Genomic DNA, 24639 nt, shown 5'->3' with positions numbered 1-24639 from the left:
GGCGGCACGTCATTTCTTTGTCCAAAGCGACAAAGAAACGAAGCAAAGAAAACGCTTTCAAACCACGCTACCCTAAGTGTCCACAGCGTGCAGTTTTGATTCATAGGTGCCCCAAAAGCACGGTGCTCGCCAGAGCCACGGATGTGTGAACCCCTCCTTCTCGCGAATCCTGACACGAACACGCTTCGCCCCGTACGCTCTCGGGCAAGCACCAGCGTTCAAGAATCAGCGCAGCCTCACGCGTTCTGGATGCCGCGCTCTTCGCGTGTCAGCTACGTGGTCTGACGGTTATGTCCATAGGTCACGGCACCACGCGTGTTGTTGCTCCGGTTTTGGTGAGTTACCCGCGCGGTCCGCACAGTTATTTTCGTCGGTTACGGCCGCGCGCATCTTCGCGACCTCGTTTCCAGCAGGGTTGGCGACGTGGTTCGAGGCGCGTACACATTTGGAGGGAGGTTGTTCGCGGATAGCGCGGGGTGTCCCTTGGGCAGGTTCAATCACCGGTGGCGAAGCGGTGGGTATCCGTGTTCGGAGAAGGAGGGGTTCACACATCCAAAGACGCGTGAGGCCGGGGTGGTTCCTTGGCAATGGTGCTTGCCCGAGAGCGTACGGGGCGAAGCGTGTTCGTGTCAGGATTCGCGAGAAGGAGGGGTTCAAACATCCTCAGCTCTGGCGAGCACCGTGCTTTTGGGGCACCTATGAATCAAAACTGCACGCTGTGGACACTTAGGGTAGCGTGGTTGAAAGCGCTTTCTTTGCTTCGTTTCTTTGTCGCTTTGGACAAAGAAATGACGTGCCGCCACGCACAGTGGCTAATAGTGATAAAGAGAAAATCCGACTCTCGCAGACCACCACGGCCGAAAGCACCAACCCGGCATAGACCCAGAACCGCTAACCCAGAACCTAGCAACCCAGCACCGACCCCGACCGCTCCCCCCAGAACCAACGCCCCCCAAAGCCCCAAAACCCGAGCGCCAGCGAGCCCCTACGCTATTATCAACGTTTTCGCTCACAAAAAATGGCGCGCAAAGCCGCGCGCGAACGGCTCCGCAATGACATACCCCGATTACCTCAAGAAAGTCCTGACCGCGCGCGTCTACGACGTCGCCCGCGAAAGCGAACTCGAACCCGCCCGCAATTTGTCCGCGCGGCTGCACAACTCGGTCTACCTGAAGCGCGAAGACAACCAGCCGGTGTTCTCGTTCAAGATTCGCGGCGCGTACAACAAGATGGTGCAACTTTCCTCTGACGTGCTGGCACGCGGAGTGATTACGGCATCGGCGGGAAATCATGCTCAAGGCGTCGCTTATTCAGCCACGCGGCTCGGCTGCAAAGCCGTCATCGTCGTGCCGGTCACCACGCCCCAGGTCAAGATCGACGCCATGCGAGCGTTCGGCGGCCCGACCGTGGAAATCGTCCAGCACGGCGAATCCTATAGCGACGCATACGGCCACGCCGTCAAGTTGCAGGCAGAACGTGGCCTGACCTTCGTTCATCCTTTCGATGACCCCGACGTCATCGCCGGCCAAGGCACCGTCGCGATGGAAATCCTGCGCCAGCACCAAGGCCCGATCCACGCCATCTTCGTCCCCATCGGCGGCGGCGGGCTCGCAGCCGGCGTCGCGGCGTACGTCAAAGCGGTGCGCCCGGAGATCCGCGTCATCGGCGTGCAAGCCATCGACTCGTGCGCGATGAAGCAATCCATCGCGGCAGGCGAACGCGTCACGCTGGCCGAAGTCGGGCTGTTCGCCGATGGCACCGCGGTGAAACTCGTCGGCGAGGAAACATTCCGGCTGTGCCGCGAATTGCTCGACGAAGTCATTACGGTGGACACCGACGCTCTCTGTGCCGCGATCAAGGACGTCTTCCAGGACACGCGCAGCGTGCTGGAACCGTCGGGCGCGCTGGCGGTTGCGGGTGCAAAGCTATACGCGGAGCGCGATGGGCTGGAAGCGCAGACGCTGGTCGCCGTGACGTCCGGCGCGAACATGAACTTCGACCGGATGCGTTTTGTCGCCGAACGCGCCGAAGTGGGCGAAGCGCGCGAAGCCGTGTTCGCGGTGACCATTCCGGAAGAGCGTGGCAGCTTCAAACGGTTTTGCGAACTGGTCGGAACACGCAGCGTGACCGAGTTCAACTATCGGATCGCCGATGCCCACGCCGCCCATATCTTCGTTGGCGTGCAGATCAAGACGCGCGGCGAAGCGGTGCAGATGGCGAACGCGTTTATCGAACACGGATTTGCTACGGTCGATCTCAGCCACGACGAGTTGTCGAAGCAACATATCCGCTACATGGTGGGCGGCCATTCGCCGCTCGCGCAAGACGAAAGGCTGCTGCGTTTCGAATTCCCCGAGCGCCCGGGCGCGCTGATGAAATTCCTGTCGTCGATGGCGCCGAACTGGAATATCAGCCTGTTCCACTACCGGAATCAAGGCGCGGATACGAGTTCGATTCTCGTTGGCGTTCAAGTGCCGGCGACGGAGAACGCGGCGTTCGGGCAATTCCTTGCGACCTTGGGTTATCAGTGGTGGGACGAAGGCGCGAACCCCGTGTACAAACTGTTCCTGGCCTGACGGGCGGATGTTTCGCATGGCTTTCACGCTGGACGACAAGCTGGTGGTCGCGATTTCATCGCGGGCGCTGTTTGATTTCGAAGAAGAGAACGAAGTCTATGAAACCGGTGACTTGCGCGAATACGAGGCGCTGCAGCGTTCGCGGCTTCATGTTCCGGCTAAACCCGGTATCGCGTTCTCGCTGATCGAGAAGTTGCTCGCGTTGAACGTGGACGGCGAGCGGCGCGTGGAAGTCGTGATCTTGTCGCGTAGTGATCCCATCAGCGGTTTGCGCGCGTTCAGTTCGTGCAAGGAACACGGCTTGGCGATCGAGCGCGGGGTCTTTACGCGCGGTGAATCGCCGTTCCGGTATCTGGAGCCGTTCCGAGCCTCCTTGTTCCTATCCGCGAATTCCACCGATGTCCGCGCCGCCCTCGCCGCCGGCTTTCCCGCCGCGACGGTCGTGCCGCGAGCGCCGCTTGCCGCGAGCCGGTATCCTGACGAAATTCGGATTGCTTTCGACGGCGATGCCGTGCTTTTCTCCGACGAAGCCGAGCAAGTGTTCCAGGCGCAAGGCTTGCCCGCGTTTGTGGCGCACGAAGTCGGCAAGAAAGACCTGGCGTTGGCGAACGGCCCGTTGAAACCGTTGCTGGAAGCGCTTCACAAGCTGCAAAAACTTAGCCACGACACCACGCGGATGCGGATTCGCACGGCGCTTGTGACAGCGCGATCCGCGCCGGCGCACGAGCGGGCGATCCGGACGTTGATGGACTGGAACATCGAAATCGACGAAGCGATGTTCCTCGGTGGATTGGACAAAGGCCCGTTCCTGGGCAAGTTCGAACCCGACTTTTTCTTCGACGACCAAATTGGCCATTGCGAGTCGGCCCGCGTCGTGACAGCGACGGGGCACGTCCCGAGCGGCATATCGAACGAATAATGAATACGCCCGAACACTCACCCCTTGGCAAGCCGGTCCAGTACTTCGAACGGTACGATCCGGCGCTGCTTTTTCCCATCGGCCGAAAGCCGGGGCGCGACGCGCTCGGTCTCACGGGTCCGCTACCGTTCTTCGGCACCGATATCTGGAACGCCTACGAACTGTCGTGGCTCAACCGTAAGGGCAAACCGCAGATCGCGGTGGCAACGTTTATCGTGCCGGCGGATTCGCCGAATATTGTGGAGTCGAAATCATTCAAGCTGTATCTGGGATCTTTCTCACAGACGGCGTTTGATTCTATCGATGAGGTTCGTGCGGCGATTCGCAAGGACGTTTCCGCGGTCTGCGGTGCGAACGTGTCCGTGCAGCTTGTCGCGCCTTATGAGTTTGGCGTGAAGCTCAAGATGGAAGAGTTTGAAGGTTTATCGCTGGATCGGCTGGATCTGGATACCGATGTTTATTCTCCCGATCCTTCGCTATTGCGCGCTTCGTTTGGCGAATCGCCGGTTGATGAAACGCTGTTTTCCAATCTGCTGAAATCGAATTGTCCGGTGACCGGGCAGCCGGATTGGGGCAGCGTGCAAATTCGTTATGTCGGCGCGCCAATTGATCATGCGGGATTGCTGCGATATATCATTTCTTATCGCGAACACACCGGGTTTCATGAGCAATGCGTTGAGCAGATATTTCTGGATGTGATGCGTGAATGCAAGCCGGAACGCCTCGCCGTTTATGCGCGATATACACGGCGAGGTGGTTTGGACATTAATCCGTTTCGGACCAACTTTAATTTGCCACTGCCGGATAACGCACGGTTGGCGCGGCAGTAACCACTATTGATACGTAAAGGTGAAGGTAGCTCTCCCGAGCACACTCCCGGGCGTTAAATTGCCGGTCCGTATATATCTCGCCGTGAATGGAAGATGAATACCACCGGAAACAGTGCCTAAATCCAGCGAATTGGTAATCGCAGCGCCCGATCCCGTGTAGAAGATTGGAGCAGGTCCCAGGCGTACCAGTGCGTCATTATAAAGAATCTGAATTGCGATGCCTGAAGCAGTAGAACCGGGGGCGAGCGTCAGCTCCGTAGATTGATTTAGCGGTGTGGCCGCATCTGTCAAAGTGATTTGAGGCCTGGCATTGCTTTCACACCGAAGATCTATTCCAAAATTCGTTGGATAGGCAATGGAACCTGGAGCCGGCAATTCGGAAACATGCACATTTTGCAGCGGCACCGCAATATCTGATTTTACGACGGAGCACGCGGCGACTGTCACCGGGTTGATGGTATAGCCCCAACTCAAAAGACTATTCGATCCGCTACCACCATTCGCATACTCGGTGCTTGGCGCGCTGACATATGCGCCAAATTTGAAAGACCCCGCCGCGACGGCGCTAGCGGTCTTAACTAGTTCGAATGATCCCTGGAGCACGCTCACGCCAGTTTGTGCCACACCGAAATCGAACGTATTTGATGTGCCGCTGTACGAAATGGGCTTCATGACTGTTCCATCAATCGCGCGCATCCGGAAGCCGATCCCTTGCGTTATCCCCGGAAACATATATACATCCGAATATCCATCCACCAGTGCGGCAGACAACCCGGACACTTGTGCGTACCAATGCACGGTTCCATTGAATTTATTTGTACAGGTAATGGTGATAGAAAAACTGGCCTTCGCGCCAGGAATATCTTGTCCGACTGCCAGGTTAGTCGGCACCGAAACTGACGGCAAGTTGACAAACGCTGGCAGCGGAGCAGTGCAGTCGGCATACGCTGAAAAGGCCTTTATCGGAAATAGCGCCGCCAGCATAAATACCGAATAGCGAATAGTGCTAATGAGGTAGCGCAAGAACATGTCCGTTTAATTAATTGAAACGATGACACCTCACCTGGATACGAGACTATAACTTGAAGAAGCCCCTTCGCTACGCTCGCTTACAGAAAAACGAATCGCAATTGAAACGGTTAATTTCACGTTACGCGCCCGGACGCTCAAGTTCGCGGACGCGCTCTGTCTTTGAATCGATTTTCCTTTAGATAGACTGCTTATAAGCCACGCAATCCACCTCGACCTTGCAATCGATCACCATCGATGAAACCACGCAAGCGCGTGCTGGCGGATGTTCCCCGAAGTACTCTTTGAATACCTTGTTAAACGACGCAAAATCCCGCGGATCGTCAAGCCAGACGCCGCATCGCACGACGTGCTCCGCGCCATATCCGGCTTCCTTCAAAATCGCGAAAACATTCTGAATCGCCTTATGCGATTGGGCAACAATCCCGCCTTCAATCACTTCGCCATTTTCCATCGGCGTCTGGCCGGAAACAAAAAGCCATCCGTCCGCTTCTACAGCCCGCGAAAACGGCATGACCGCGCCGCCTTGTCCTTTACCACCTTCCACGCCATATCGTTTCATTACACATCCTCAACGTTAATCAAAAGTGCCCAAGCGCATCGAGTCTGGAACCCTCGCCACGCGCCACAAAATGTCCTGCTCGCAATCCTGTCACCGCACCGTCGAGATACGACAGCACCCCATTCACCCAAACCGCATCAATACCAGTAGCCGCCTGTCGAGGCTCGACGAACGTTGCGGTGTCACTAACCTTGTCGGCATCGAAGAGAACGAGATCTGCGTGATATCCCACTTGAATCTGACCGCGCTCCGACAACCCAAACCGCCGCGCCGATAACCCCGTCATCTTCCGCACCGCTTCTTCAAGCGCGATCAGCGATGTATCCCGCGCGTAATGCCCCAACACCCGCGGAAACGCGCCCCATAAACGCGGATGCGGCAGCGGATCATTCGGCAAACCATCGGAACCGACCATTGTTGCGGGATGCGACAGGATCCGCCGCACGTCGTCTTCCGACATGTTGTGATAAACCGCCCCCGCCGGCTGCAAGCGCTTGCCCGCCTCCTGCTGCGTCACGCCCCACTCCGCCGCGATTCCCGAGATCAGCTTGCCCGCCATCTCCGGATGCGGCTCCGACCACGTGATCGTGATCTCGATATCGCCGGTCACCTGCTTCAAATCGAGTGTCGATGAACTCCGGTTGTACGGATAACAATCGCATCCGACCGGCTGACCCTCGCGCGTATTTTCAAGCGACTTCAACACCTCGGCGCTGCGCCCCCAGTTCGATGGCCCCGCGCACTTCAAATGCGAGATCACGACGGGAACACGCGCGTGTTTTCCCACCCGATACGCCTCGTCCATCGCGTCGAGAATGGCGTCGAATTCGGTGCGCATGTGCGTGGTGTACAACGCGCCGGCGTGGGCCAAAGGCTCGGCCAGCGCCATCACTTCTTCCGGCGGTGCACTGAACGCCGAGCCATAAGCAAGACCGCTGCTCAACCCAAGCGCCCCATGCGACAACGCTTCTTCCAACTGCGCGCGCATGCCATCGATTTCCTGCGCCGATGCACCGCGATCCAGCCGGTCCATATGATTGTTGCGCAGCGCCGTATGCCCGATCAACGCGCCCACATTTACGGCCGGCCGCGCCAGATTCACCGCGTCGATATAAGCCGCGAAGGTCGGATAAGAGAAATCGCGCCGCTCCCCTAATAAATTCATCGGATCGGGCGGATCGCCCTTCAACGTCACCGGCGACGCGCTGATGCCGCAATTGCCGACAATCACCGTCGTCACACCCTGCGATAGCTTCGGCAGCATCTGCGGGGACCGAATGACGTGGGTATCGTCGTGCGTATGGACATCGATAAAACCCGGCGCCAGCACGCGGCCTTCTGCTTCAACGACGTTCTCCGCTGTCCAGTCGTTCAGCGCACCGATCGCGACAACCCGGCCATCTTTCACCGCCACATCGCGCTGAACCGCCGGCGCGCCCGTTCCGTCGATCACCCGCGCGCCTTTGATCAGCGTATCGACGTGTTCTCCATCCGATGCCATGCTCTATCCCCTCACTATTCGCGCGCTTGTTTGAGCGCAGGTTAATCGCCCAACGGCTGACGTTCATCGACGCCGCCGCCTCGATACGCGTCCAGCGCATGTTTCATGCGCCGCAAAAGCTCGCGGCTCGTATCGCCTTGCTTCACGGCAAGTTCAGTGACGAGCAGGTCGAGCGCCATCAACATGGCGTATCGCGACGTCGAAGGCTTGTAGATAAAATCAGTTTCGTTCGCGATGATCGGGATCAGCCAGTTGGCCAGTTGCGCGAGCGGCGACGCGGGCGCGGTCAGCGCAATCACCCGCGCGCCATATTCCCGCGCGATCCGGCAACTCTCCACCATCTCGGGCGTCTGCCCCGTCACCGATAAAGCCACTACCACATGCTCGCGCGAGAGCGTCGCGGCGACCATCCGCTGCAGCAAACCATCCTGATACGACGCCACCGGCCGGCCCAGCCGAACCAGACGAAAACGCATTTCATCGGCTAAAGCGGTCGACCCGCCGCCCATGCCGAACACGTAGATCATCTGTGCATCGGCGAGCGCATCGGCAGCGGCGGCAATAGGCGCCGCTCGCAACGCGCCGCGATTGTGGGCGAGCGTGGTCTGGATATCGTCGAAAATACGGGCGGCGAGTGAATCGGCGGGATCATCGGCACCGGTTTCATCGTACGAACCGCCGCGCAGGAACCGCTGGCCGACCGCCGCCGCCTGAGCCAGCCGCAATTTAAGCTCGCGCACGTCATGGCACCCAACCGCCTTCGCAAAACGCGTCACCGTCGCAATGCTGACCTCGGCTTTTTTTGCGAGCGCACCAATGCTGGCGCGCGATGCGCCGGTCAAATCGTCGAGAATGAGCGCCGCGACCTTTCGTTCCGCCGAACGCAATTCGGGCGCGCGCTCGGCAATCCGGGCGACGATATCGAAGGCTGGTGGTTCGGACGACACATCCATGAAAACCCTTTCGGAGCGCTTGGTACTAAATAACAATGTCTGAGGCATCGTACTTTCTGTACCATTGTCGAGTCAATCTCGATATCAATCGAATCCAGCAAAATAAGCCTCCAACTCTATACAACCGAACGATGGAGTAGCAGCACATGAAAGTTACAAACTATCAAAGCGCGACAATCGACCCTTTCGGCAAGGGTCTGGGCATGGTGCCGGGTGTCAGCGTGCATCTGGCGGATGCCGCGCGCCTTGACTGGAATCTGCTGGACGAGGACGTGAGCCTGCCGGCCGCCGTGCTGTACGCGGACCGGATCGAGCACAACCTGAAGTGGATGCAGGCCTTCGTGGCCGAATATGGCGTAAAGCTCGCGCCGCACGGCAAGACGACCATGGCGCCGCAATTGTTTCGACGCCAGTTGGAAGCCGGCGCGTGGGGCATTACGCTTGCCACCGCGCATCAAGTGCGGGCGGCGTATCGCGGCGGTGTGCATCGTGTGCTGATGGCGAACCAATTGGTCGGCAAGCGCAACATGGGCATGATCGCGGAATTGCTGACCGATCCCAATTTTGAGTTCCATTGCCTTGTTGATTCGGCCGACAACGTCGATCAACTCGGCGCGTTTTTCAACGATGTGAACAAGCAGGTGAACGTACTGCTCGAACTGGGCGTGGCGGGCGGCCGAACCGGCATTCGCGACGACACGCAGCGCGACGCGGTGCTGGCCGCCATCGCGCGCTGGCCCAATGCCGTGAAGCTCACCGGCGTCGAGATTTACGAGGGCGTGCTGCAAGACGAATCGAAGGTACGGGCGTTTCTACAGAACGCGGTGGACGTAACGCGCGCGCTGGTCGCCGACGGCAAGATCGAACGCAAGCCGGCCATTCTCTCGGGCGCGGGGTCTGCCTGGTACGACGTCGTCGCCGATGAATTCGCGAAAGCGAATAGCGATGCAATCGAAGTGATCCTGCGTCCGGGCTGTTATCTGACGCACGACGTGGGTGTGTACAAGAAAGCGCAGAACGAGATTTTCGCGCGCAACCCGATTGCGAAGAAAATGGGCGAAGGGTTGAAACCGGCGCTGCAATTGTGGGCCTATGTGCAATCGATTCCGGAGCCGGATCGCGTGATCATCGGCCTGGGAAAACGGGATGCCGCCTTCGACGCCGGCATGCCCGAACCGGCTCGCCATTTCCGTCCGGGCACGCAATGGCCGCGCGACATCACGACGGATGAAGGCTGGGAGATCTTCGGCATGATGGATCAGCACGCCTACTTGCGGATCAAGCCGGGCGACGACATCAAGGTCGGCGACATGATCGCGTTCGACATCTCGCACCCCTGCCTTACCTTCGACAAATGGCGCCAGATTCTGGTCGTCGATACAAAATATCGCGTGAAGGAAGTGATCGAAACGTCGTTCTAGGCTTCGTCGGAGACGGCGCTGCCCGGCTCGCCCGGGCCGTTCAGTTCGGCGGTTCCGGCGGCAACTTCCTGGATGCGCTGCTCGAGCGCCCGCAGCGCGCCGGAGAGCGCCGTGACGGCGTCGTCGGGAAGGGTCGACAGTGTCTCGTGAAGGAAGGTATTGCGGCGCGGCATGCCGGCTTCGGTGACAGCGCGGCCGGTATCGGTCAGGACCACATTCGATACCCGGTTGTCACGCTGATCAACACTGCGCGCAATCCAGCCCAGCGCCTCCAGCGTCTTCAACTGCCGCGTGAGCGCGCCCGGGTCCACGCGCAGCCTCTCAACCAACCGCTTCTGCGACAACTCGCCCGCATGATCGTGCAGCGCGAGCAAGATGCGCCAGCGCGGCATCGGATGGCCGACCTGCGATTCGAACGCCTGCATGAACGCACGATAAGTGCGCCCGAACTGCTGTATGAAGGCGATACGTTCCGTCTCGTCCATGCTGAGTGGTTCCCGGCTGACTGCTTTGGTGCTGGTTACTTCCGTGTTGCGCGTTCGCGCGTCGTTCGTGGCAGTGGTGCGGGTGGTGCCGTCGGCGTGCCTGCTTTCTGCTGTCGAGCTCATTCCGCCACAATCGTCGGTTCGATCTTCGCGCCCTTCAGGCGCACCGGCGGTACGCGACGCGATTGCCACACAGCCAGCACCGCCACAACCGCCGCCACCGCCAGACCGATGTGAATGGCCGCAACCAGCGACTCGCGTGCCGATTCAAGCAGCATCGCGCCGTTATGACCCGCGGCCGCGAGTTGCGAAAGCAGCGTGGCTTGCGCGTCGTGGTTGATGAGAATCTGCGGATCGCTCAGGTCCCCGAGCCAGTGAGTGGCGCTGTCCTTGTCGAGTGCGAGCTGCACGCCGCTCGCATACAGATGGCCGATCAGCGTGCCGGTCAACGCCGTGCCGATCATCCCGCCAATCATGCGCAGCGACTGCAGCAGCGCCGTCGCAATCCCCAGATGCTCCCTTCCCGCGGTCAACTGCGCGAACACGGTCAGGTTCGGCATGACAAAACCCAGCCCCATTCCGCCCAGCACCATGAACATCATCAACAGCGGACGCGGCATTGAGCGCGTGGCGATCACCACGCCGAGACACGCCACCGCGAGCAGCGTGAAACCGACGAACAGCATGGCGTTGGGATTCTTCACGCGCGTCACGATCCGGCCATTCACGATACTGCCGATCGTAATGAACACCACCAGCGGCGTGATCATCAGACCGGCGTCTTTCGGCGACATGCCAAAACCGCCCTGAAACAGCAAAGGCGCGTAAAACAGCAACGAAAACATGGCGAAACCGCCAAGAATCGCCAGCGTAAAGAGCGCAGACAGGCTCTTGTTGCGGAACATATCGACGGGAAGAATGGCGTAATCGCAGCTACGTTCCCATTTCCAGAGCGCATAGCTGGACGCAACGCTCGCGGCCAGCAGCAGCAACGACTCGGCCGACAAGCCGTGCTTCGGCAACATTTCGACAAACAGTTGCAACGAACCCAGCGCAATCGCGATCAGGCCCGCGCCTTGCCAGTCCAGACGCATCTTGCCCTCGTGCTTGATGTGCCGAAGGTGCGGAAGGAAGCGCCAGACGAAAAACACTGACAGCAGGCCGACCGGCAGATTTACGTAGAACACAGAGCGCCAGCCGTAGTATTGCGTCAGAATCCCGCCAAGCGAGGGCCCGACCGCGTTCGCAATACCGAACGCCGAACTCATCATCACCTGCCACCGCAGACGCACGACGGAGTCAGGAAACAGATCGGCAATGCACGCAAACGCGGTCCCGACCAGCATGCCGCCGCCAATGCCCTGAAGTCCGCGCGCGAGCACGAGGAACAGCATGTTGTTGGCGAGGCCGCAAAGCGCGGACGCAACGGTAAACACGACGATAGACGCGATCACGAACGGTTTGCGACCGTAATAGTCGCCGAGCCGGCCGAAAATAGGCACGGTGATGACGGACGTAAGCAAGTACGAGGTGGCGACCCAGGCGTAAAGGTCAAAACCCCTGAGTTCGGCGACGATGGTGGGCAACGCCGTGCCGACCACGGTTTGATCGAGTGCGACCAGCATGGTCACGAAGCAGATGCCCAGCATCGCCATCAGCGATTCGCGAAACGGGAGCACTTGTCCCGCGGAGTGGTGCTCGGCAGTATGAACGGCCATTTTTTTGATACCGCAATGATTGACTTGTCAACAGAATGTGAATCATAGCACGCTGAAAGGCTCTAATCCAAGGCCAGACGCCTTCTCAACCTTTTTCTAAAATTGCCATGGAACCGACGCCGATCGCCGCTTCGCCCCTCTCGCAGGAAGATCTCGCGACCTTGCGCCGTGCCAAGGAAGCACTGGAAAGTCCATCGCTGACGATGAAACTGGCGAGCGTGGTTGGCTCGCCCATCGAAAAGCTGATGGCGCGGATGCCGAACGTCGCGCAGGAAAAAATCGACGACGCAACCCAGGCAGCGCTCAAAAAATGTCTGCAACTCGCGCTGCGCACGCTGAGTAAAAGTACGGTTGACGGCGTCTTGCTGCCGCCCGAAAAACCGCACAACCTGATGCACAAGCTGGCCGTCGCGACAACGGGCGCAGCGGGCGGTGCGTTTGGGCTGTTCGCGTTGCCGGTGGAATTGCCCGTCACGACCACGCTGATGTTCCGTTCGATCTGCGACATTGCGCGCAGCGAGGGCGAAGACGTGCATCTGATCGACACCCAGTTGCAATGCCTGATGGTGCTCGGCATGGGCGGCCCGAGTTCGAGCGACGATGCCGCCGATATCGGCTATTTCATTGTGCGTGGGACCTTGGCGCAGTCGGTATCGAAGGCGACGAGCGAGCTTGCGTCGAAGGGTTTGAGCGGGCACGGCTCGACCGCGTTACTCAAGTTCTTGCAGACGGTGGCGTCACGGTTCTCGGTGCAGGTCAGCGAACAAGTTGCCGCCAAGTCGATCCCGGCAATCGGCGCCGTGCTCGGGGCCATGGTCAACACGGTGTTCATCGATCACTTCCAGCAGATGGCGCATGGGCATTTCACCGTGCGCCGGCTGGAGCGGGAATACGGGCAACTGGCCGTCGAGCGCGCTTTTCAGACCATCGATATAGCGAGCGGGAAGTGAACCGCTAGCTTGTCTACTTTCTACAATGCTTCCACGGCTTGCGGAGCCGTCACCCGGCGCGCGAACTCCGCCGCCCGCTCCAGCGCGCGGTTCGCCTCCGGCACGAACGGCGCGAACATCTGGAAGACGTGCGGCATTTTCGGCCAGATCTCGAGGTCCACGTTCACGCCGGCCGCACGCGCTTTCTCGGCCACGCGCGTGGAATCGTCGAGCAGCACTTCGGTATCGCCGACCTGGATGAAGAGCGGCGGCAAACCGTCGAACCGCCCATAGAGTGGCGACACGTACGGGTTACGTACATCGGCATCGCCGGTATAAAGCTTGCCCGCCGGCGCGAATGCTCGGCCGTAGAACATGGGATCGAGGCCATCGTTGGTCGTCATCGACGCGCCGGTCGCCGCCAGATCCGTCCACGGCGCAAACAACGCCGCGCCTGCGGGAAGTGAATCGCCTGCATCGCGTAAAGCCAGCAACGTCGCGAGCGCGAGACCGCCCCCGGCCGAATCGCCGGCTATCACGATGGACGCAGGCGGCACGCCATCGGCCAACAGCTTTCGATAAGCAGTCAGTGTGTCGTCCAGCGCGGCGGGAAACGGGTGCTCGGGGGCAAGCCGGTAATCGAGGGAAAAGGTCCGCGCGCCTGACCGTCTCGCGAGGGGAAACACGAGCCCGCGATGCGTCGCGGGCGAGCAAAAATAATAACCGCCGCCATGCAGGTACAGGATCGTGATGCCAGACGGCTGAGCGGGCAACAGCCACTCACCGCGAAGCGGGGCATCGTCCTGGCCGTATCGCTCTTCAAGACGCCAGCCCGACGGCACTTTCGGCAACCACGCGCGCTTCGACGTCAACGCTCGCGCTCGCGCAACATCGATACCCGGCTTAGCCGTTTCGGGTCGCATCCGGCGACGTAAAACCCAGCAGGCCAACGCACTTTGCCAACTCATGGCGACTCCTCTTTCGATGAACGTCAATAGTACGATCGTTCGCGAAGCCGTGTATAGAGAAGAGAAGGCCGCAGCGCGTGTCCTGCAAACCAAACGCCTTGTCAGTTCGCCGGCATTACCTGGCCGCGAATCTCTCCGGTCGGGTTCTTCTCGGTGTGGATATTGAAGTAGTACTGCCCGGCCATCAGGTCGGTGGACTGTTGCTCAGAAAGCGTGGCCTGGCCGGCGATTGGACTGGGCAGCGCGTTCTTGTCGATAGCAACCTGCACCTTCGCGTTCTGCCCCACGGGCGCGGGGCCGTGGAAATGGGCCATGGTCGCGGGACCCGACAAGTCAGCGTACGTCACGGTCCACTGCAGCGTCTTCGTGGTGGTGTCGAAGGTGGCTTTCAGCACCCCATGACCCTTGCTCACGCGCGGCGGCACTTCACTCGACGGTTGCAGGTTCGCTTGCAAAGCGACGGTATCGGCGAAAGCTGAGCTCGACGCGATTGTCGCGACAGACGACATCAACACCATGCTCAGACCCAACACGCTGTTACGCAGACGAAATCTCGTGAACATGTTTGCTCTCCCCTGGGTGACTGACGAGCGGACGAGTCGTCTGCTCATCGACGCGCCATGGTAGTGCATTTTGCTTGTCAAGCCTTTACCCATGAACCCGGGTAGCCGATACCGGGCTGGAAATGCGAAAAGGCGCCTTGCGGCGCCTTTTCGTTACAACATCAAACTTTCAGCAATTTAGAAGCGGTGACGGATACCCGTCGATACCACAACCTGGTTGCCGTGAACCGAGTTGGCGTTCGTGCCATAAATCTGCGCTTCAGCACCTTGCTTACCAAGCTGAACGATGCCTTCAGCATAGATGTCCGTACGCTTCGACAACGAATAGTCCGTCTGCAAACCAAACTGATGGAACTTCATGTGGTCGTTGTTGTTCGGACCGGCGGTGTAACCCTTCACGTCGGTGTACGTATACGCGGCGCCAAGTGCCAATGCCGGCGTCAGTGCATAACGTGCATTCACTTCATAGTTGTTGAAGCGCGCAGTGGAATCGCCCACCGCGAACTGGAAGCGGCTTTGCGTCCATGCACCGCCAACCGTCACCGGCCCGATCGCGTAGTTGCCGCCAACACCGTACGTGCGTTGCGTCTGCACTGACGCGCCCGCACTTTGTGCCACCAGGTTCGTCCCGGCGCCGTTGTCCGTCATCGCACCGCCAGCGAGGTTGGAATCAGGATTTTGCAGTTGCAGGTAAGCCGCTGCAATCTTGAACGGACCGTTTGCGTACTGTGCGCCAGCGCTGTACGCACGGTTGTTACCGAATCCACCAGCCTGGTTCGAGAAGCCATACAGACCGCCAAACGTGAAGCCGGAGTAGTTCGCGCTTTGGTACTTGACCGAATTGTTGACGCGGAACGAGTTCTGCGTGTTGTCATTGTCGAACGGATGCGCGAAGTACGTACCACCCCAGCTACCGGTAGCCGTCATTGGGGCAAGATAGTCGACTACGGAGTCGTACTGACGACCCAACGTTACCGTGCCGAACTGAGCAGTCGAGATACCTGCGAATGCCTGACGACCGAACTCAGTACCGTTGGTGCCGCCGTTCTGCTTTTGAAGCGCCGAACCATCGCCCATGCTGAAACCGCTTTCCAACGTGAAGATTGCCTTCATGCCGCCACCGAGGTCTTCCGTGCCCCTCAGGCCCCAACGGCTGCCGTTGAGGTTGCCGCTCGACAGGCGGAATGCTGCAGCGCTGCCCTTGGCAACGTTCGTAGCAGCTTCATTGTTCACATAGCTGAAACCAGCATCGATAAGGCCGTACAACGTAACGCTGCTCTGCGCATTTGCGGCGGTCGCAAAAGAAGCGGCAACGGCCGCGACGATCAGAGTCTTTTTCATGTGTGATCCCTTTAATGAGTCTGACGACTCGACTGGTTGCATAACGCGACGCCTTCCTGCGTAACACCAAGGCGACTCGTTTCCGGTCTTCACCGGACACCGTGATTCGGCTGAAACAAAGTTTAGGGCGCTGGCTTTTAACCAAACCATCAAGACGCACACAAAAGGCTTTTTGAATAAATCAAAAAATGGGGTTCGTTTTCGCTCAAACGCTTGTTCCGTCAGGCATTCGTGTTATCTCGAATTAACCTCTGGATACCTAATTAGTTGAACGCGTTGCAGAGTTGCGACAGTAGCAACTGCGCGACACAAACGCGCTTTCATCAGCTTTCGTCTTATTCCTATTTCACCGACAACCCCACCGCATTAGCATCGCGCACGCGAGTGAGGCTTGAGAAAGAGCGCCCTCACTCGTGTCTTTTTTCGGCCCCGAGGCGTGACATACACGGGGCGACTCTTTGTTCATCGGTTGGTCAATGAATCATCTTCAAGCCATGCGCGTCTTCGTGAAAGTCGCTGAAACCGGGTCATTCGGCCGGGCTGCGGCTGCGCTCGATTTATCGAACGCTGTCATCACGCGTTACGTCGCGTTGCTCGAGGCGCACCTCAATACGCGACTGCTCAACCGCACGACGCGAAGCGTGTCGCTCACCGAAGCCGGCGCGTCGTACGCCGAAGGCTGCCGGGCGGTGATAGAACAGGTCGAGTCGATTGAATCGACGGTCTCGCAAACATCGTTCGATCCCTCCGGCACGCTGAAGCTCGTGGCATCGGCGTCTTTCTCACTGTTCGGACTCACGCCGCTGCTGTGTGAGTATCGCGACGCGTTTCCCAACGTGAAACTGCGTCTCACGCTGCTGCATCGGCCAGTGGATCTGGTGGATGAGGGTTTCGACGTTGGTATTGTCGTGCCGCGCATGGTGAACAGCGGCACGTTGATCAATCGGCCCTTGTTCAAGGTGACGCCGGTCATCGTGGCCGCACCGGATTACCTCGCGAAACACGGCGTACCGCTGCGGCCCGCTGATCTGGCCGCTCACGCGTTCCTGTCGCCGTCAGCGGACATACACGGGTCCACGTGGTCGTTCACGGGCGCGACCGGTGAGGACGAGGATATCGTCATCGATCCGGATTACACGGTCAACAATTCGCAAATGCTTCGACAAGCCGCGCTGTCCGGCATGGGCGTCACGGCACTGCCGGAAAGCCATGTCGCAGACGATCTTGAACAGGGCACGCTCGTGCGGTTGCTCACTGACTACGCGGTAAGTAACGCGGACAAGGAAGTCTCGCTGGTGTATCCAGGACGCCGTCACGTGTCCGCAAAAACGCGTTCGTTTGTTGATTTCGCGCTCGCACATTTCAGGAAAGACACGGCGATGAACGCCTTGTTTTAACGGGCTTGAAAACGCAGGCATGACGAACAAACGGGCCAATTCCAACCTGCGTTGAAATTGGCCCGTTTTGTTTGCAGCGCCTGGTTGAAACTTCAGCGCTCGATCACCATGCGTTTAGCCGCCGGCAAGAAGACCGGTGCTGCAGCACCAGACTAACGCCCCAATCCGCAAACATCACGCCATCTCCGCACGTTGCGCTTCAATCCGCTCGAGTAGAACCTCGCAGCGCACGATCAGCGCTGCGCCATCCTGGCGGCGAAGGCCGTCCGGTTTGTCGACGAGATCACGTCGGAACCTGTCGAGGGCAATCTGCAACGGCCGGTACTGCAAAATGCTAGCCGCTCCGATCACCCGGTGATGCCACTCGCGCAACTGCGCCACGCTACCGCCATTGAGCAAGGTTCTGAGCGTGTCGAGATCATCACGGAATGACGACACGAATGCGTCGAGCAACGCCTTGACCGTGGTCCCGCTGCCCCAGAGTTGCGTCATGTAGTCCAGATCGATCTCATCGGTTTCTGCGTCGAAGGTATCAACATCCTGTTCCTCGACAACAACCGGTTCCGGCGCCGCCGATGCGCTGTCCATGACACGCCATCGATTCAAATGGTCGCGCAACGTGACGAGCCGCGTGGGCTTGATGAAGCAGTCGTCCATGCCGGCGTCGCGGCACATGGACAACTCCTCGGGCGCCGTGCTCGCGGTAATGCCCAGGATCGGCAATCTCTTCGACAACCCCAGTTCGCTCGCGCGCACGCGCCGCGCCAGTTCATAGCCGGTCATGTTCGGCATGTGGCAATCGGTGATGAGGAAGCCGTAGTGCGTCTGCTTGAGCGCCGCGAGCGCCTCCACGCCGTCCTGCACCACGTCGCACGCAAAGCCCAGCAGCGCCAGTTGATGGCGGATCAGCTCCTGATTCACGGGATGATCTTCCGCGACGAGCACAAGCCGTCCCATGCGGATTGCGCGCTCGCGATCGGGCGGCTCGTTGTTCGTATCGATACCGCGCGTTGCACGCGAGACAAGCTGCGGCAACCCTGTCAACGCGGCCACGCATGCAGCGCCCAAACCGCGCCAGGAGATTGGATTGACGCTTACGCGAATGTCGTTGTCCAGAATGCGATAACCCGTGGGTTTCGGTTTTTCCGTGACGTGAATCACGCGCGTTTTCAGTGGCAGCGCTTGCGGATGGGTGTCGCTGAGAAACACGAGATCGATGCCGTCGAAGGTATGCGGATCACGCAGCGCGGCGTCGTCGCTGGACCGGATTGCCAGCTTGAGGCCGAGCGCCTGACCGTAGTCAACAAGCGCACGCGCCACCCGCTGATCGTCGATGGCGATAATCCCGCTCTTGCCCCGCAAGCCATCGATCTGATAGTTGGCCGTTTCGACCGGCATGTCGAGCCGCACGATCATTCGCGTGCCCACGCCTACCTGACTTTGCAGCTCCAGCGTTCCGCCCATCAGTTCGACCAGCTTGCGACAGATCGTCAACCCGAGGCCCGTGCCACCGAAGCGGCGTGTAGTGGACGATTCCGCCTGCACGAACGGCTCGAACAGACTCGCCTGGGCCTCAGCCGCAATCCCGATCCCTGTGTCTTCCACGTTCAATTCGACTGTCTGCACGCCGTGCTCGCTGTCGACCAGATTCACCGTGAGCGCGACCTCGCCTTTCATCGTGAACTTGATAGCATTGCTTATCAGATTGAAAAGCACCTGCCGCAGCCGAACGCTGTCACCGCGCAAACTCGCGGCAATATCCGGCGATACATCCACCCGCACGCGCAATCCTTTTTCGTGCGCGCGCCCCGCGAGCAAACCGATGGCGTTATCGACCAGTTCACGCAGGTCGATCGGCATGGATTCAATGGTGAGACGCCCCGCCTCGATCTTCGAATAGTCGAGCAGGTCGTCGAGAATCTGCAGCAACGCGCTCGCCGAGTCCTGGATCATGCCAAGCATCTGCGATTGATCGGGATTGAGCGGTGTGTTCTCGAATACCTCCACCAGTCCGAGCACCCCGTTCATGGGGGTACGGATTTCGTGGCTCATCATCGCGAGAAAATCATCCTTGGCGCGGGAGGCCGCTTCCGCCGCATCGCGCGCCGCGGCGAGTTCGTCGGCACGCGCGCGCTCGACACTGGCGTCGACCCAATAGCCATTCCAGACCACCGATCCGTCCGCTTCGCGGTGCGCCACGAGATGCGCGCGGATCCAGTGGCGGCCTTCGTCGACGATCGAGCGAAACTCCATGTGAACCGGATCCAGCGTGAGCGCCGAACGTTCGATCGCCTCGCCCAGACCGCGCTTGTCGTCGGCGTGAATCAGTGATAGACCCGCCACCTGGTCGCTGCCGAGCGCCGCGAGATCAGTGCCGAATAAATGACGCGTATCGCCGCCGATGTACGGGAAGCTGTACGCCCCATCCTTCGTGCGCCGCAACTGAAACACGATGGCCGGCAGGGAGCGTGTGACGTCGTGCAGGCGGCGTTCGTTTTCGCGCGCGCGCATTTCCGCGTCGCGAATGTCCGTGATGTCGATCATCGTGCCGACGACACCCGCCATTGCCCCATTCGCCGCCGCGAATGCGCCGGTCCAGAAGAGCCCGTGACGCAGCGCGCCGTCGCGATTGTGAAACGTGATTTCGATCTGCTCGCGCCGCCCGTGCTCGATACTCATGCCCACGAGATCATGCAGGCGCTGGCTGTTATCAACCCCCCACGACTGAACCTCGAGCGTCGTGCGTCCGATAATGTCCTCGCGCTTCAGCCCGAGCGTCTTTTCGAACGCGCGATTCACCGCGATGTAGCGATTCTCCCGATCCTTCGCGACCAGCGGATACGGCACGACCTCCATCATGGTCTGCTGGAAACTGAGTTGCGTAGCGAGACGCTGCTCCGTTTCCACGCGCCGTGCCATTTCGCGCTGGAGGAGGACGAACGCCCTCAACGTGACCGCCAGCACCACGGCAATAGCAATCAGCGCCGGTAGCAGCCGCATGGCATTGACACTCCAGCCGCTTGCCGGCGGGTCGAGCGCTGCCCGACGGACGGCGAGGATGCTCTGTTTGTCGGCGTCCGACATGGCGCTCAACGCACGGTCGATCAGTGGCACGAGACGGCCGAATTCCGGACGCAGCGCGAAGCTCATATGCTCGAAATTGCCGGCCGGCCCGACGATCTTCAATTCGTCCTCGTAACGCGCGGCGAGGGCGATATCGACAGTAACGAGATCGCCGACGAACAAATCCGCCTTGCCCCGGACCACGCGGTCGAGCGCGGCATTCAGGTTGGGCGCGATGATAAGCGCGGCGCCCGACGGCAAATTGCCAAGCCGCCCGCTAGCCGCCAGCCGCGCCGTCACGACGATCCGCCGCGATGACGCCTGCTCTATACCCTTCATCACCGGTTCGCCCAGCCGCCCGACTATGACGAGCGGATAGTCCACCACCGAGCCGGTCGGGATTCCGCCGGCAAGACGCGGCGTCTCGCGCTCGGTAGTCGCTACCATGTCGATCTGCCCGCGCGCGAAGGCGTTCAACACATCGCCCCAGTCCTGATACACACGCCGCTCGAGATCGATATCCAGCGCCTTCGACAAATAGCTTGCGTATGCCATTGCGATGCCTCTCGACTCGCCGCTGGAATCCACATAGGTGAACGGCGCCCAACTGGCGTCGACGCCGAGCGTAAGAGGCGGCAGCGAGTGCAAATAGGCGCGCTCGTCGGCGCTTAGGCTCAGCGTCTGCGGCTGTTCGGTACCGGTGCTTCCGGGAATGGGTTCTGAGCGGCGAGCCTGGGATTCGTCGCGGGTCAGCGTCGAATAGTCTTGCGTAGTTTGTTTCGCGGGTTGAACACGCAAGGGTCCGGCTGAAACGCCCGATGCTGCCCACACGAGCACCAACAGCGTCATCAGGCGAACCAGACGGAGGATGGAGGGAGAGGACATGATGTTCGCGCTCGTTACGACAGCTGCTTATCGAGCGCGCCGTCGATACCGAGCGCGCCGTCGATACGGCCGACGTGTGTCAGCGGCTCGCCGTTACTCGAAGCGCCGCGCTGGAGCATGGGATGGACGAGGCCTGCCAGCACGCCGCCCGCAAGGGGCGCCGCCCAAAACATCCAGAGCTGATCCAGCGGCCAGCCAGCCACCACGAGCGCGACGCCAGTGGAACGAGCCGGGTTCAAAGACGCATTTGTCACCGGAATGGCGAGCAGCGAACATAACGCCAGCGACAGCCCGATCAGCACGGCGCCGCTCAAACGCGCTTGCCGGTCAGACTCGACACAGAGATTCACGAGGACAAAGACGAAGGTCGTCAGCGCCTCGACGATCAGCGCCGCGTGCAACTGATATCCGGCCGGCGAATGAGCCCCGTAACCATTGGCGCCGAATGCGATGAGATGGGGCGAGACACCCGGGCGTGCGCTCGCAACGACATATAGGAGCCACGCGCCGGCGGTCGCTCCCCCGACCTGAGCAGTGATAGCCGGGATCAGGTCCCGCACGGGAAAACGGTTGGCGACGGCAAACCCGACGGTGACCGCGGGATTGAAATGAGCGGCGCAAACGGGACGTAGAACGTAGACCAGCGTGGTTGCCGCAAGGCCGAAGACCACCGCCTGGCAGACGAGTCCGATGTCGGGGCGAAAATTACCACTCGCCAGTGCGATGCTGCCGCAGCCGAAGAAGACAAGCGAAAAGCTTCCCACGCACTCGCCTATCAGTTTCTTGAACATCCCGTCACCCCGTCTGAAATTCGCCCTCGGCCGACACACGTCCGACCGCACAGAAAAGATTGGCTGGGTCACGCGCGTTGGCGAAGTAAAGCGTTCAAGTCTGGAGCGAAAGGCGAACCTATTTAATCAGAGCATTCCTAAACATTTCTGAGAAACAATGCGTGTCCGTTTGTTGCCTATGCGATTCCGGTGGTGTCGGTTGGAACGGGCGCTTCAACGTGGTTTCGACGTGGTTTCGACGTTATGTGAGGCCAATTTGCCTCAAGTAGTCGATCAATTCATTCTCGCTTCTCAGCCCAAGCTTACGCATCGCGCTGCGCCTTTGCGTGCCAATGGTTTTCACGCTGCGCTCCAGGCGTTGCGCAATGCTGATCAGCGACAAGCCGCTCGCGTACAACTGGAAGACTTCCCATTCGCGGGCGCTTAGTACGCCGGCGCGACCGGTGACATTGACGAGTTCGTTGCCCAGAAGCGCCCCCGCGTGCTTCGAGACGAAACGTCCGCCATCGACCACCTCGACAACCGCCTGGTTCAGCGCCTCCATGCAATCGCGCTTGTCGACCAGGCCGTCCACACCCAGTTCCAGCAACCCTGTCAGCATTTGGGGCTGAGCGATCATGGTCACAATGATTACTCGCGGCCGCCGTGCTTGCCTCAGGAAACGTCGTAGATACGCTATGGCATTGTTTTCGCCGTTGATACCCCGCATGCCAATGTCGGATATCACGACCTCGCACGGAAAGCTGTCTATCCGGTCTGCGAGCGATTCAGTATCTGCAGCCGTAGCCACTACCTTTACTCGCGGATCCCGCTCAAGCCAGATGCGGATCCCCTCTCGCACGACAGCATGATCGTCTGCCACGATAATCCGGATTTTCGAATCCATTTTTGTTTTATACGCCTGGTACGTGATGGCCCACGTGTCTCCTGGACCTGATGTATACAAGTCGTGCTTGTATTGCGACGGCTTTTAATGCCGTTGGCTAAACTCCCAGCCGTTGTGCCTGGACCAGGCCACTATCGAATGCAAACCGGTAAAGCTCGGCATCCGTCAATAACTCGAGCTTGCGCATGGCGGCGCATTTTTGCGCGCTGATTGTCTTGACGCTGCGACCGAGTTCGCGCGCAATTTCGGTGACGTTGCCACCGCGCGCATAGCGAGCAATGACGTCCAGTTCGCGGCGCGTGAGTTTCTGTCGAATGAGGTCCACCCGGTTTGCCGAACTCGCGTCCGCGAGCAGTGCGCGCACTGACGGACCGAGATAATCCTCGTGCGCGAGCACCGTCACGATAGCCACATAGATAAGCTCTAGCCGGTCCTGCTTGCTGACTACCGCGTTGGCGCCCGCATCAAGGGCACGCGCGATCAGGTCCGCATCCGTTGTCATGGATAAAACCACGATTGCCGCTTTCGGATGATGTTCGACGATGTATTTGATCAGATCGATACCATCACCATGCTCGCCGCCCGGCATATAAAAATCCATGATGACGACGTCGCATTCCTGCTTCTCGAGTGCTTCCACCAGCCCGGTTGAATCCTGCGCCCGAGACACAATTTCAATATTCTGCACATTAGCGATCAGGCGCTCGATGGCAAGAACAACTAATGGATGATCGTCCGCTACCGCCAATTTGATTCGTTGAGTGAACGCAATCATTTACTAACCTCTTCTAACCTGAAATTCGCCCAGGTGATGCGTCCGCTCGCGGCGGGTTTCAATTTACCGGTGGTTGCACGGCCCGCTGAAGGATCGTTGATTCGCGCCGTCATCGACATAAGATGCCTCCGAAAGCCTTTCGCAATCTGCAACATCACGTCATTCCGTGCGCGCGTGCAAACGCGAATAATCCCGGATCGTTCTGGACCCCGAGCTTGCCCATGGCGTCGCGTTTCTGACGGCTGATCGTGCGGACATCGCGCTTCATGAAACGCGCGATCTCGGTGATCGACAAACCGCTCGCGAACATCCGCACGACTTCGATCTCTCGCGGCGAAAGGCGCGGACCCTCTCCTAGTGCGTCGGTTTCTGCTCCGGCCACCGCCAGCGCCGAGACGATCGACGTGCTCAGGTAACGGCGTCCAACACCTGCAAACTTGACCGCTGCCGCAAGCTCGTCCATGGACTCGACCTTGTTGAGCAAGCTCATTGCGCCAGCGGCCAGGATTGAACGGAGGATTGCGACGTTGCTCATGCTGGTTAGCACGACAATGCTGATGGCCGGCCAGTCTCGCCGCAAGCGCTTGATGAGACGCAGGCCGTCTTCCGCCTGCGAGCCTTGCTCGGGCATGGCGAAGTCGGTCACCAGCACGTCGCATGGTGTGTACACCAGCAGCCTCAGCAGCTCTGCAGCGCTTGCAGCCTCGGCCACGACTTCCAGATTTTCATCCATGCTGAACGTCGCTCGAATGCCGAGCAAAACGAACGGATGATCGTCTGCCAGAACGATTCGCAGTTTCAATGCTGCCTCTCAGTTTTTTTTGTATGCACTTCGGGTTGAATCCGCGCCGAGTGGCAACAATCAATTTGGTAATGCGCCGTTGCACATAAGAACACGGCGATAAGCCGCTCCATATAGGAACACTCTCAATGTTCCTGGTACACAGCGCGTCACTTCCAAGAGTTGTCTTATTGCACGCGGATCGGCGCGCTCGTTTGCCTGGCTTGTGCCTGCTATGGGCGACTTGTGGCCGGCATGCTGTATCG

General features: G+C 59.6%; 20 protein-coding genes. 6 read left to right on the top strand and 14 right to left on the bottom strand.

All coding sequences use genetic code 11. The features are described from left to right. The first annotated feature begins 1052 nt into the window (after positions 1–1052). The 3 genes from ilvA to queF are packed head-to-tail and all read left to right on the top strand — an operon-like array spanning position 1053 to position 4325. Positions 1053–2576, top strand: a complete 1524-nt coding sequence (gene ilvA / locus ACSQ8V_RS01920; protein WP_436204733.1) for a threonine ammonia-lyase, biosynthetic — start codon at positions 1053–1055, stop codon at positions 2574–2576. A 16-nt stretch (positions 2577–2592) separates the two neighbouring features. Beyond that, the gene (locus ACSQ8V_RS01915) at positions 2593–3495 is read left to right on the top strand and encodes a 5'-nucleotidase (RefSeq protein ID WP_436204732.1); all 903 of its coding nucleotides are present in this window, start codon (positions 2593–2595) and stop codon (positions 3493–3495) included. Further along, positions 3495–4325, top strand: a complete 831-nt coding sequence (gene queF / locus ACSQ8V_RS01910; RefSeq protein WP_436204731.1) for an NADPH-dependent 7-cyano-7-deazaguanine reductase QueF — start codon at positions 3495–3497, stop codon at positions 4323–4325. Before ACSQ8V_RS01915 ends, queF begins: the two co-directional genes overlap by 1 nt. Before the next feature lie 3 nt (positions 4326–4328). Here queF and ACSQ8V_RS01905 read toward each other — a convergent pair whose 3' ends face one another. The 4 genes from ACSQ8V_RS01905 to ACSQ8V_RS01890 form a co-directional block, all read right to left on the bottom strand. After that, positions 4329–5348 carry a fimbrial protein gene (locus ACSQ8V_RS01905; RefSeq protein ID WP_436204730.1) on the bottom strand — a complete coding sequence of 340 codons (1020 nt, stop codon included), beginning with the start codon at positions 5346–5348 and terminating at the stop codon, positions 4329–4331. Between the two features lie 184 nt (positions 5349–5532). Continuing rightward, complete coding sequence (locus tag ACSQ8V_RS01900) at positions 5533–5916, bottom strand: RidA family protein (RefSeq protein WP_436204729.1); 384 nt, start codon at positions 5914–5916, stop codon at positions 5533–5535. A 19-nt stretch (positions 5917–5935) separates the two neighbouring features. Next, complete coding sequence (locus ACSQ8V_RS01895; protein WP_436204728.1) at positions 5936–7417, bottom strand: N-acyl-D-amino-acid deacylase family protein; 1482 nt, start codon at positions 7415–7417, stop codon at positions 5936–5938. A 41-nt stretch (positions 7418–7458) separates the two neighbouring features. Continuing rightward, complete coding sequence (locus ACSQ8V_RS01890; protein WP_436204727.1) at positions 7459–8370, bottom strand: MurR/RpiR family transcriptional regulator; 912 nt, start codon at positions 8368–8370, stop codon at positions 7459–7461. Between the two features lie 146 nt (positions 8371–8516). On the opposite strand from ACSQ8V_RS01890, the gene ACSQ8V_RS01885 reads away from it, so the two are divergent. Further along, positions 8517–9791: an amino acid deaminase gene (locus tag ACSQ8V_RS01885; RefSeq protein ID WP_436204726.1), complete on the top strand. Its 1275-nt coding sequence runs from the start codon at positions 8517–8519 to the stop codon at positions 9789–9791. On the opposite strand, the gene ACSQ8V_RS01880 is transcribed toward ACSQ8V_RS01885, so the two are convergent. Both ACSQ8V_RS01880 and ACSQ8V_RS01875 read right to left on the bottom strand, forming a co-directional pair. After that, a complete protein-coding gene (locus ACSQ8V_RS01880) occupies positions 9788–10276 on the bottom strand; it encodes a MarR family winged helix-turn-helix transcriptional regulator (RefSeq protein ID WP_213765904.1) in 489 nt (162 codons plus the stop codon). The genes ACSQ8V_RS01885 and ACSQ8V_RS01880 overlap by 4 nt on opposite strands. Positions 10277–10395: 119 nt before the next feature. Beyond that, positions 10396–11994 carry an MDR family MFS transporter gene (locus ACSQ8V_RS01875; protein ID WP_436204725.1) on the bottom strand — a complete coding sequence of 533 codons (1599 nt, stop codon included), beginning with the start codon at positions 11992–11994 and terminating at the stop codon, positions 10396–10398. Between the two features lie 107 nt (positions 11995–12101). Here ACSQ8V_RS01875 and ACSQ8V_RS01870 point away from each other — a divergent pair, with 107 nt between their 5' ends. Next, entirely contained in the window at positions 12102–12944 is an 843-nt protein-coding gene (locus ACSQ8V_RS01870) for an EcsC family protein (protein ID WP_436180696.1), read from the top strand. Positions 12945–12964: 20 nt separating this feature from the next. Here the strand turns inward: ACSQ8V_RS01870 and ACSQ8V_RS01865 are convergent, their stop codons facing one another. The 3 genes from ACSQ8V_RS01865 to ACSQ8V_RS01855 form a co-directional block, all read right to left on the bottom strand. Then, positions 12965–13891 (bottom strand): alpha/beta hydrolase, encoded by a 927-nt coding sequence (locus ACSQ8V_RS01865; protein ID WP_436204724.1) that lies wholly within the window; start codon positions 13889–13891, stop codon positions 12965–12967. A 101-nt stretch (positions 13892–13992) separates the two neighbouring features. Then, positions 13993–14409 carry a CHRD domain-containing protein gene (locus tag ACSQ8V_RS01860; RefSeq protein ID WP_255631501.1) on the bottom strand — a complete coding sequence of 139 codons (417 nt, stop codon included), beginning with the start codon at positions 14407–14409 and terminating at the stop codon, positions 13993–13995. A 222-nt stretch (positions 14410–14631) separates the two neighbouring features. After that, positions 14632–15795, bottom strand: coding sequence for a porin (locus ACSQ8V_RS01855; protein ID WP_213765783.1), 1164 nt, complete (start codon positions 15793–15795; stop codon positions 14632–14634). A 476-nt stretch (positions 15796–16271) separates the two neighbouring features. On the opposite strand from ACSQ8V_RS01855, the gene ACSQ8V_RS01850 reads away from it, so the two are divergent. After that, a complete protein-coding gene (locus tag ACSQ8V_RS01850; RefSeq protein WP_213765782.1) occupies positions 16272–17192 on the top strand; it encodes a LysR family transcriptional regulator in 921 nt (306 codons plus the stop codon). A gap of 174 nt (positions 17193–17366) precedes the next feature. Here the strand turns inward: ACSQ8V_RS01850 and ACSQ8V_RS01845 are convergent, their stop codons facing one another. From ACSQ8V_RS01845 to ACSQ8V_RS01825, 5 genes are all read right to left on the bottom strand, one after another. After that, the gene (locus tag ACSQ8V_RS01845) at positions 17367–21140 is read right to left on the bottom strand and encodes an ATP-binding protein (RefSeq protein WP_436204723.1); all 3774 of its coding nucleotides are present in this window, start codon (positions 21138–21140) and stop codon (positions 17367–17369) included. A 14-nt stretch (positions 21141–21154) separates the two neighbouring features. Further along, on the bottom strand, positions 21155–21931 hold the full coding sequence (locus tag ACSQ8V_RS01840; protein WP_213765781.1) for an aquaporin: 777 nt from the start codon (positions 21929–21931) through the stop codon (positions 21155–21157). A 241-nt stretch (positions 21932–22172) separates the two neighbouring features. Next, on the bottom strand, positions 22173–22817 hold the full coding sequence (locus ACSQ8V_RS01835) for a response regulator (protein WP_436204722.1): 645 nt from the start codon (positions 22815–22817) through the stop codon (positions 22173–22175). Between the two features lie 97 nt (positions 22818–22914). Continuing rightward, on the bottom strand, positions 22915–23592 hold the full coding sequence (locus ACSQ8V_RS01830; protein ID WP_436204721.1) for a response regulator: 678 nt from the start codon (positions 23590–23592) through the stop codon (positions 22915–22917). A 154-nt stretch (positions 23593–23746) separates the two neighbouring features. Next, entirely contained in the window at positions 23747–24394 is a 648-nt protein-coding gene (locus ACSQ8V_RS01825) for a response regulator transcription factor (RefSeq protein WP_213765778.1), read from the bottom strand. Positions 24395–24639 lie beyond the last annotated feature (245 nt).

It is taken from the genome of Caballeronia sp. LjRoot31 (assembly GCF_964253885.1).
Classification (GTDB): Bacteria; Pseudomonadota; Gammaproteobacteria; order Burkholderiales; family Burkholderiaceae; genus Caballeronia.
The sequence above is the reverse complement of the archived record's forward strand: the minus strand, read 5'-3'. Positions and strand labels throughout refer to the sequence as shown.

Bases quoted from the DNA above. Each gene is read 5' to 3' on its own strand.
- ACSQ8V_RS01895 (WP_436204728.1), bottom strand. From the start codon at position 7,417: ATGGCATCGGATGGAGAACACGTCGATACGCTGATCAAAGGCGCGCGG.
- ACSQ8V_RS01850 (WP_213765782.1), top strand. From the start codon at position 16,272: ATGAATCATCTTCAAGCCATGCGCGTCTTCGTGAAAGTCGCTGAAACC.
- ACSQ8V_RS01865 (WP_436204724.1), bottom strand. From the start codon at position 13,891: ATGAGTTGGCAAAGTGCGTTGGCCTGCTGGGTTTTACGTCGCCGGATG.
- ACSQ8V_RS01870 (WP_436180696.1), top strand. From the start codon at position 12,102: ATGGAACCGACGCCGATCGCCGCTTCGCCCCTCTCGCAGGAAGATCTC.
- ACSQ8V_RS01900 (WP_436204729.1), bottom strand. From the start codon at position 5,916: ATGAAACGATATGGCGTGGAAGGTGGTAAAGGACAAGGCGGCGCGGTC.
- ACSQ8V_RS01830 (WP_436204721.1), bottom strand. From the start codon at position 23,592: ATGATTGCGTTCACTCAACGAATCAAATTGGCGGTAGCGGACGATCAT.
- queF (WP_436204731.1), top strand. From the start codon at position 3,495: ATGAATACGCCCGAACACTCACCCCTTGGCAAGCCGGTCCAGTACTTC.
- ACSQ8V_RS01840 (WP_213765781.1), bottom strand. From the start codon at position 21,931: ATGTTCAAGAAACTGATAGGCGAGTGCGTGGGAAGCTTTTCGCTTGTC.
- ACSQ8V_RS01855 (WP_213765783.1), bottom strand. From the start codon at position 15,795: ATGAAAAAGACTCTGATCGTCGCGGCCGTTGCCGCTTCTTTTGCGACC.
- ACSQ8V_RS01845 (WP_436204723.1), bottom strand. From the start codon at position 21,140: ATGTCCTCTCCCTCCATCCTCCGTCTGGTTCGCCTGATGACGCTGTTG.
- ACSQ8V_RS01880 (WP_213765904.1), bottom strand. From the start codon at position 10,276: ATGGACGAGACGGAACGTATCGCCTTCATACAGCAGTTCGGGCGCACT.
- ACSQ8V_RS01875 (WP_436204725.1), bottom strand. From the start codon at position 11,994: ATGGCCGTTCATACTGCCGAGCACCACTCCGCGGGACAAGTGCTCCCG.
- ACSQ8V_RS01915 (WP_436204732.1), top strand. From the start codon at position 2,593: ATGGCTTTCACGCTGGACGACAAGCTGGTGGTCGCGATTTCATCGCGG.
- ACSQ8V_RS01860 (WP_255631501.1), bottom strand. From the start codon at position 14,409: ATGGTGTTGATGTCGTCTGTCGCGACAATCGCGTCGAGCTCAGCTTTC.
- ACSQ8V_RS01835 (WP_436204722.1), bottom strand. From the start codon at position 22,817: ATGGATTCGAAAATCCGGATTATCGTGGCAGACGATCATGCTGTCGTG.
- ACSQ8V_RS01885 (WP_436204726.1), top strand. From the start codon at position 8,517: ATGAAAGTTACAAACTATCAAAGCGCGACAATCGACCCTTTCGGCAAG.
- ACSQ8V_RS01890 (WP_436204727.1), bottom strand. From the start codon at position 8,370: ATGGATGTGTCGTCCGAACCACCAGCCTTCGATATCGTCGCCCGGATT.
- ilvA (WP_436204733.1), top strand. From the start codon at position 1,053: ATGACATACCCCGATTACCTCAAGAAAGTCCTGACCGCGCGCGTCTAC.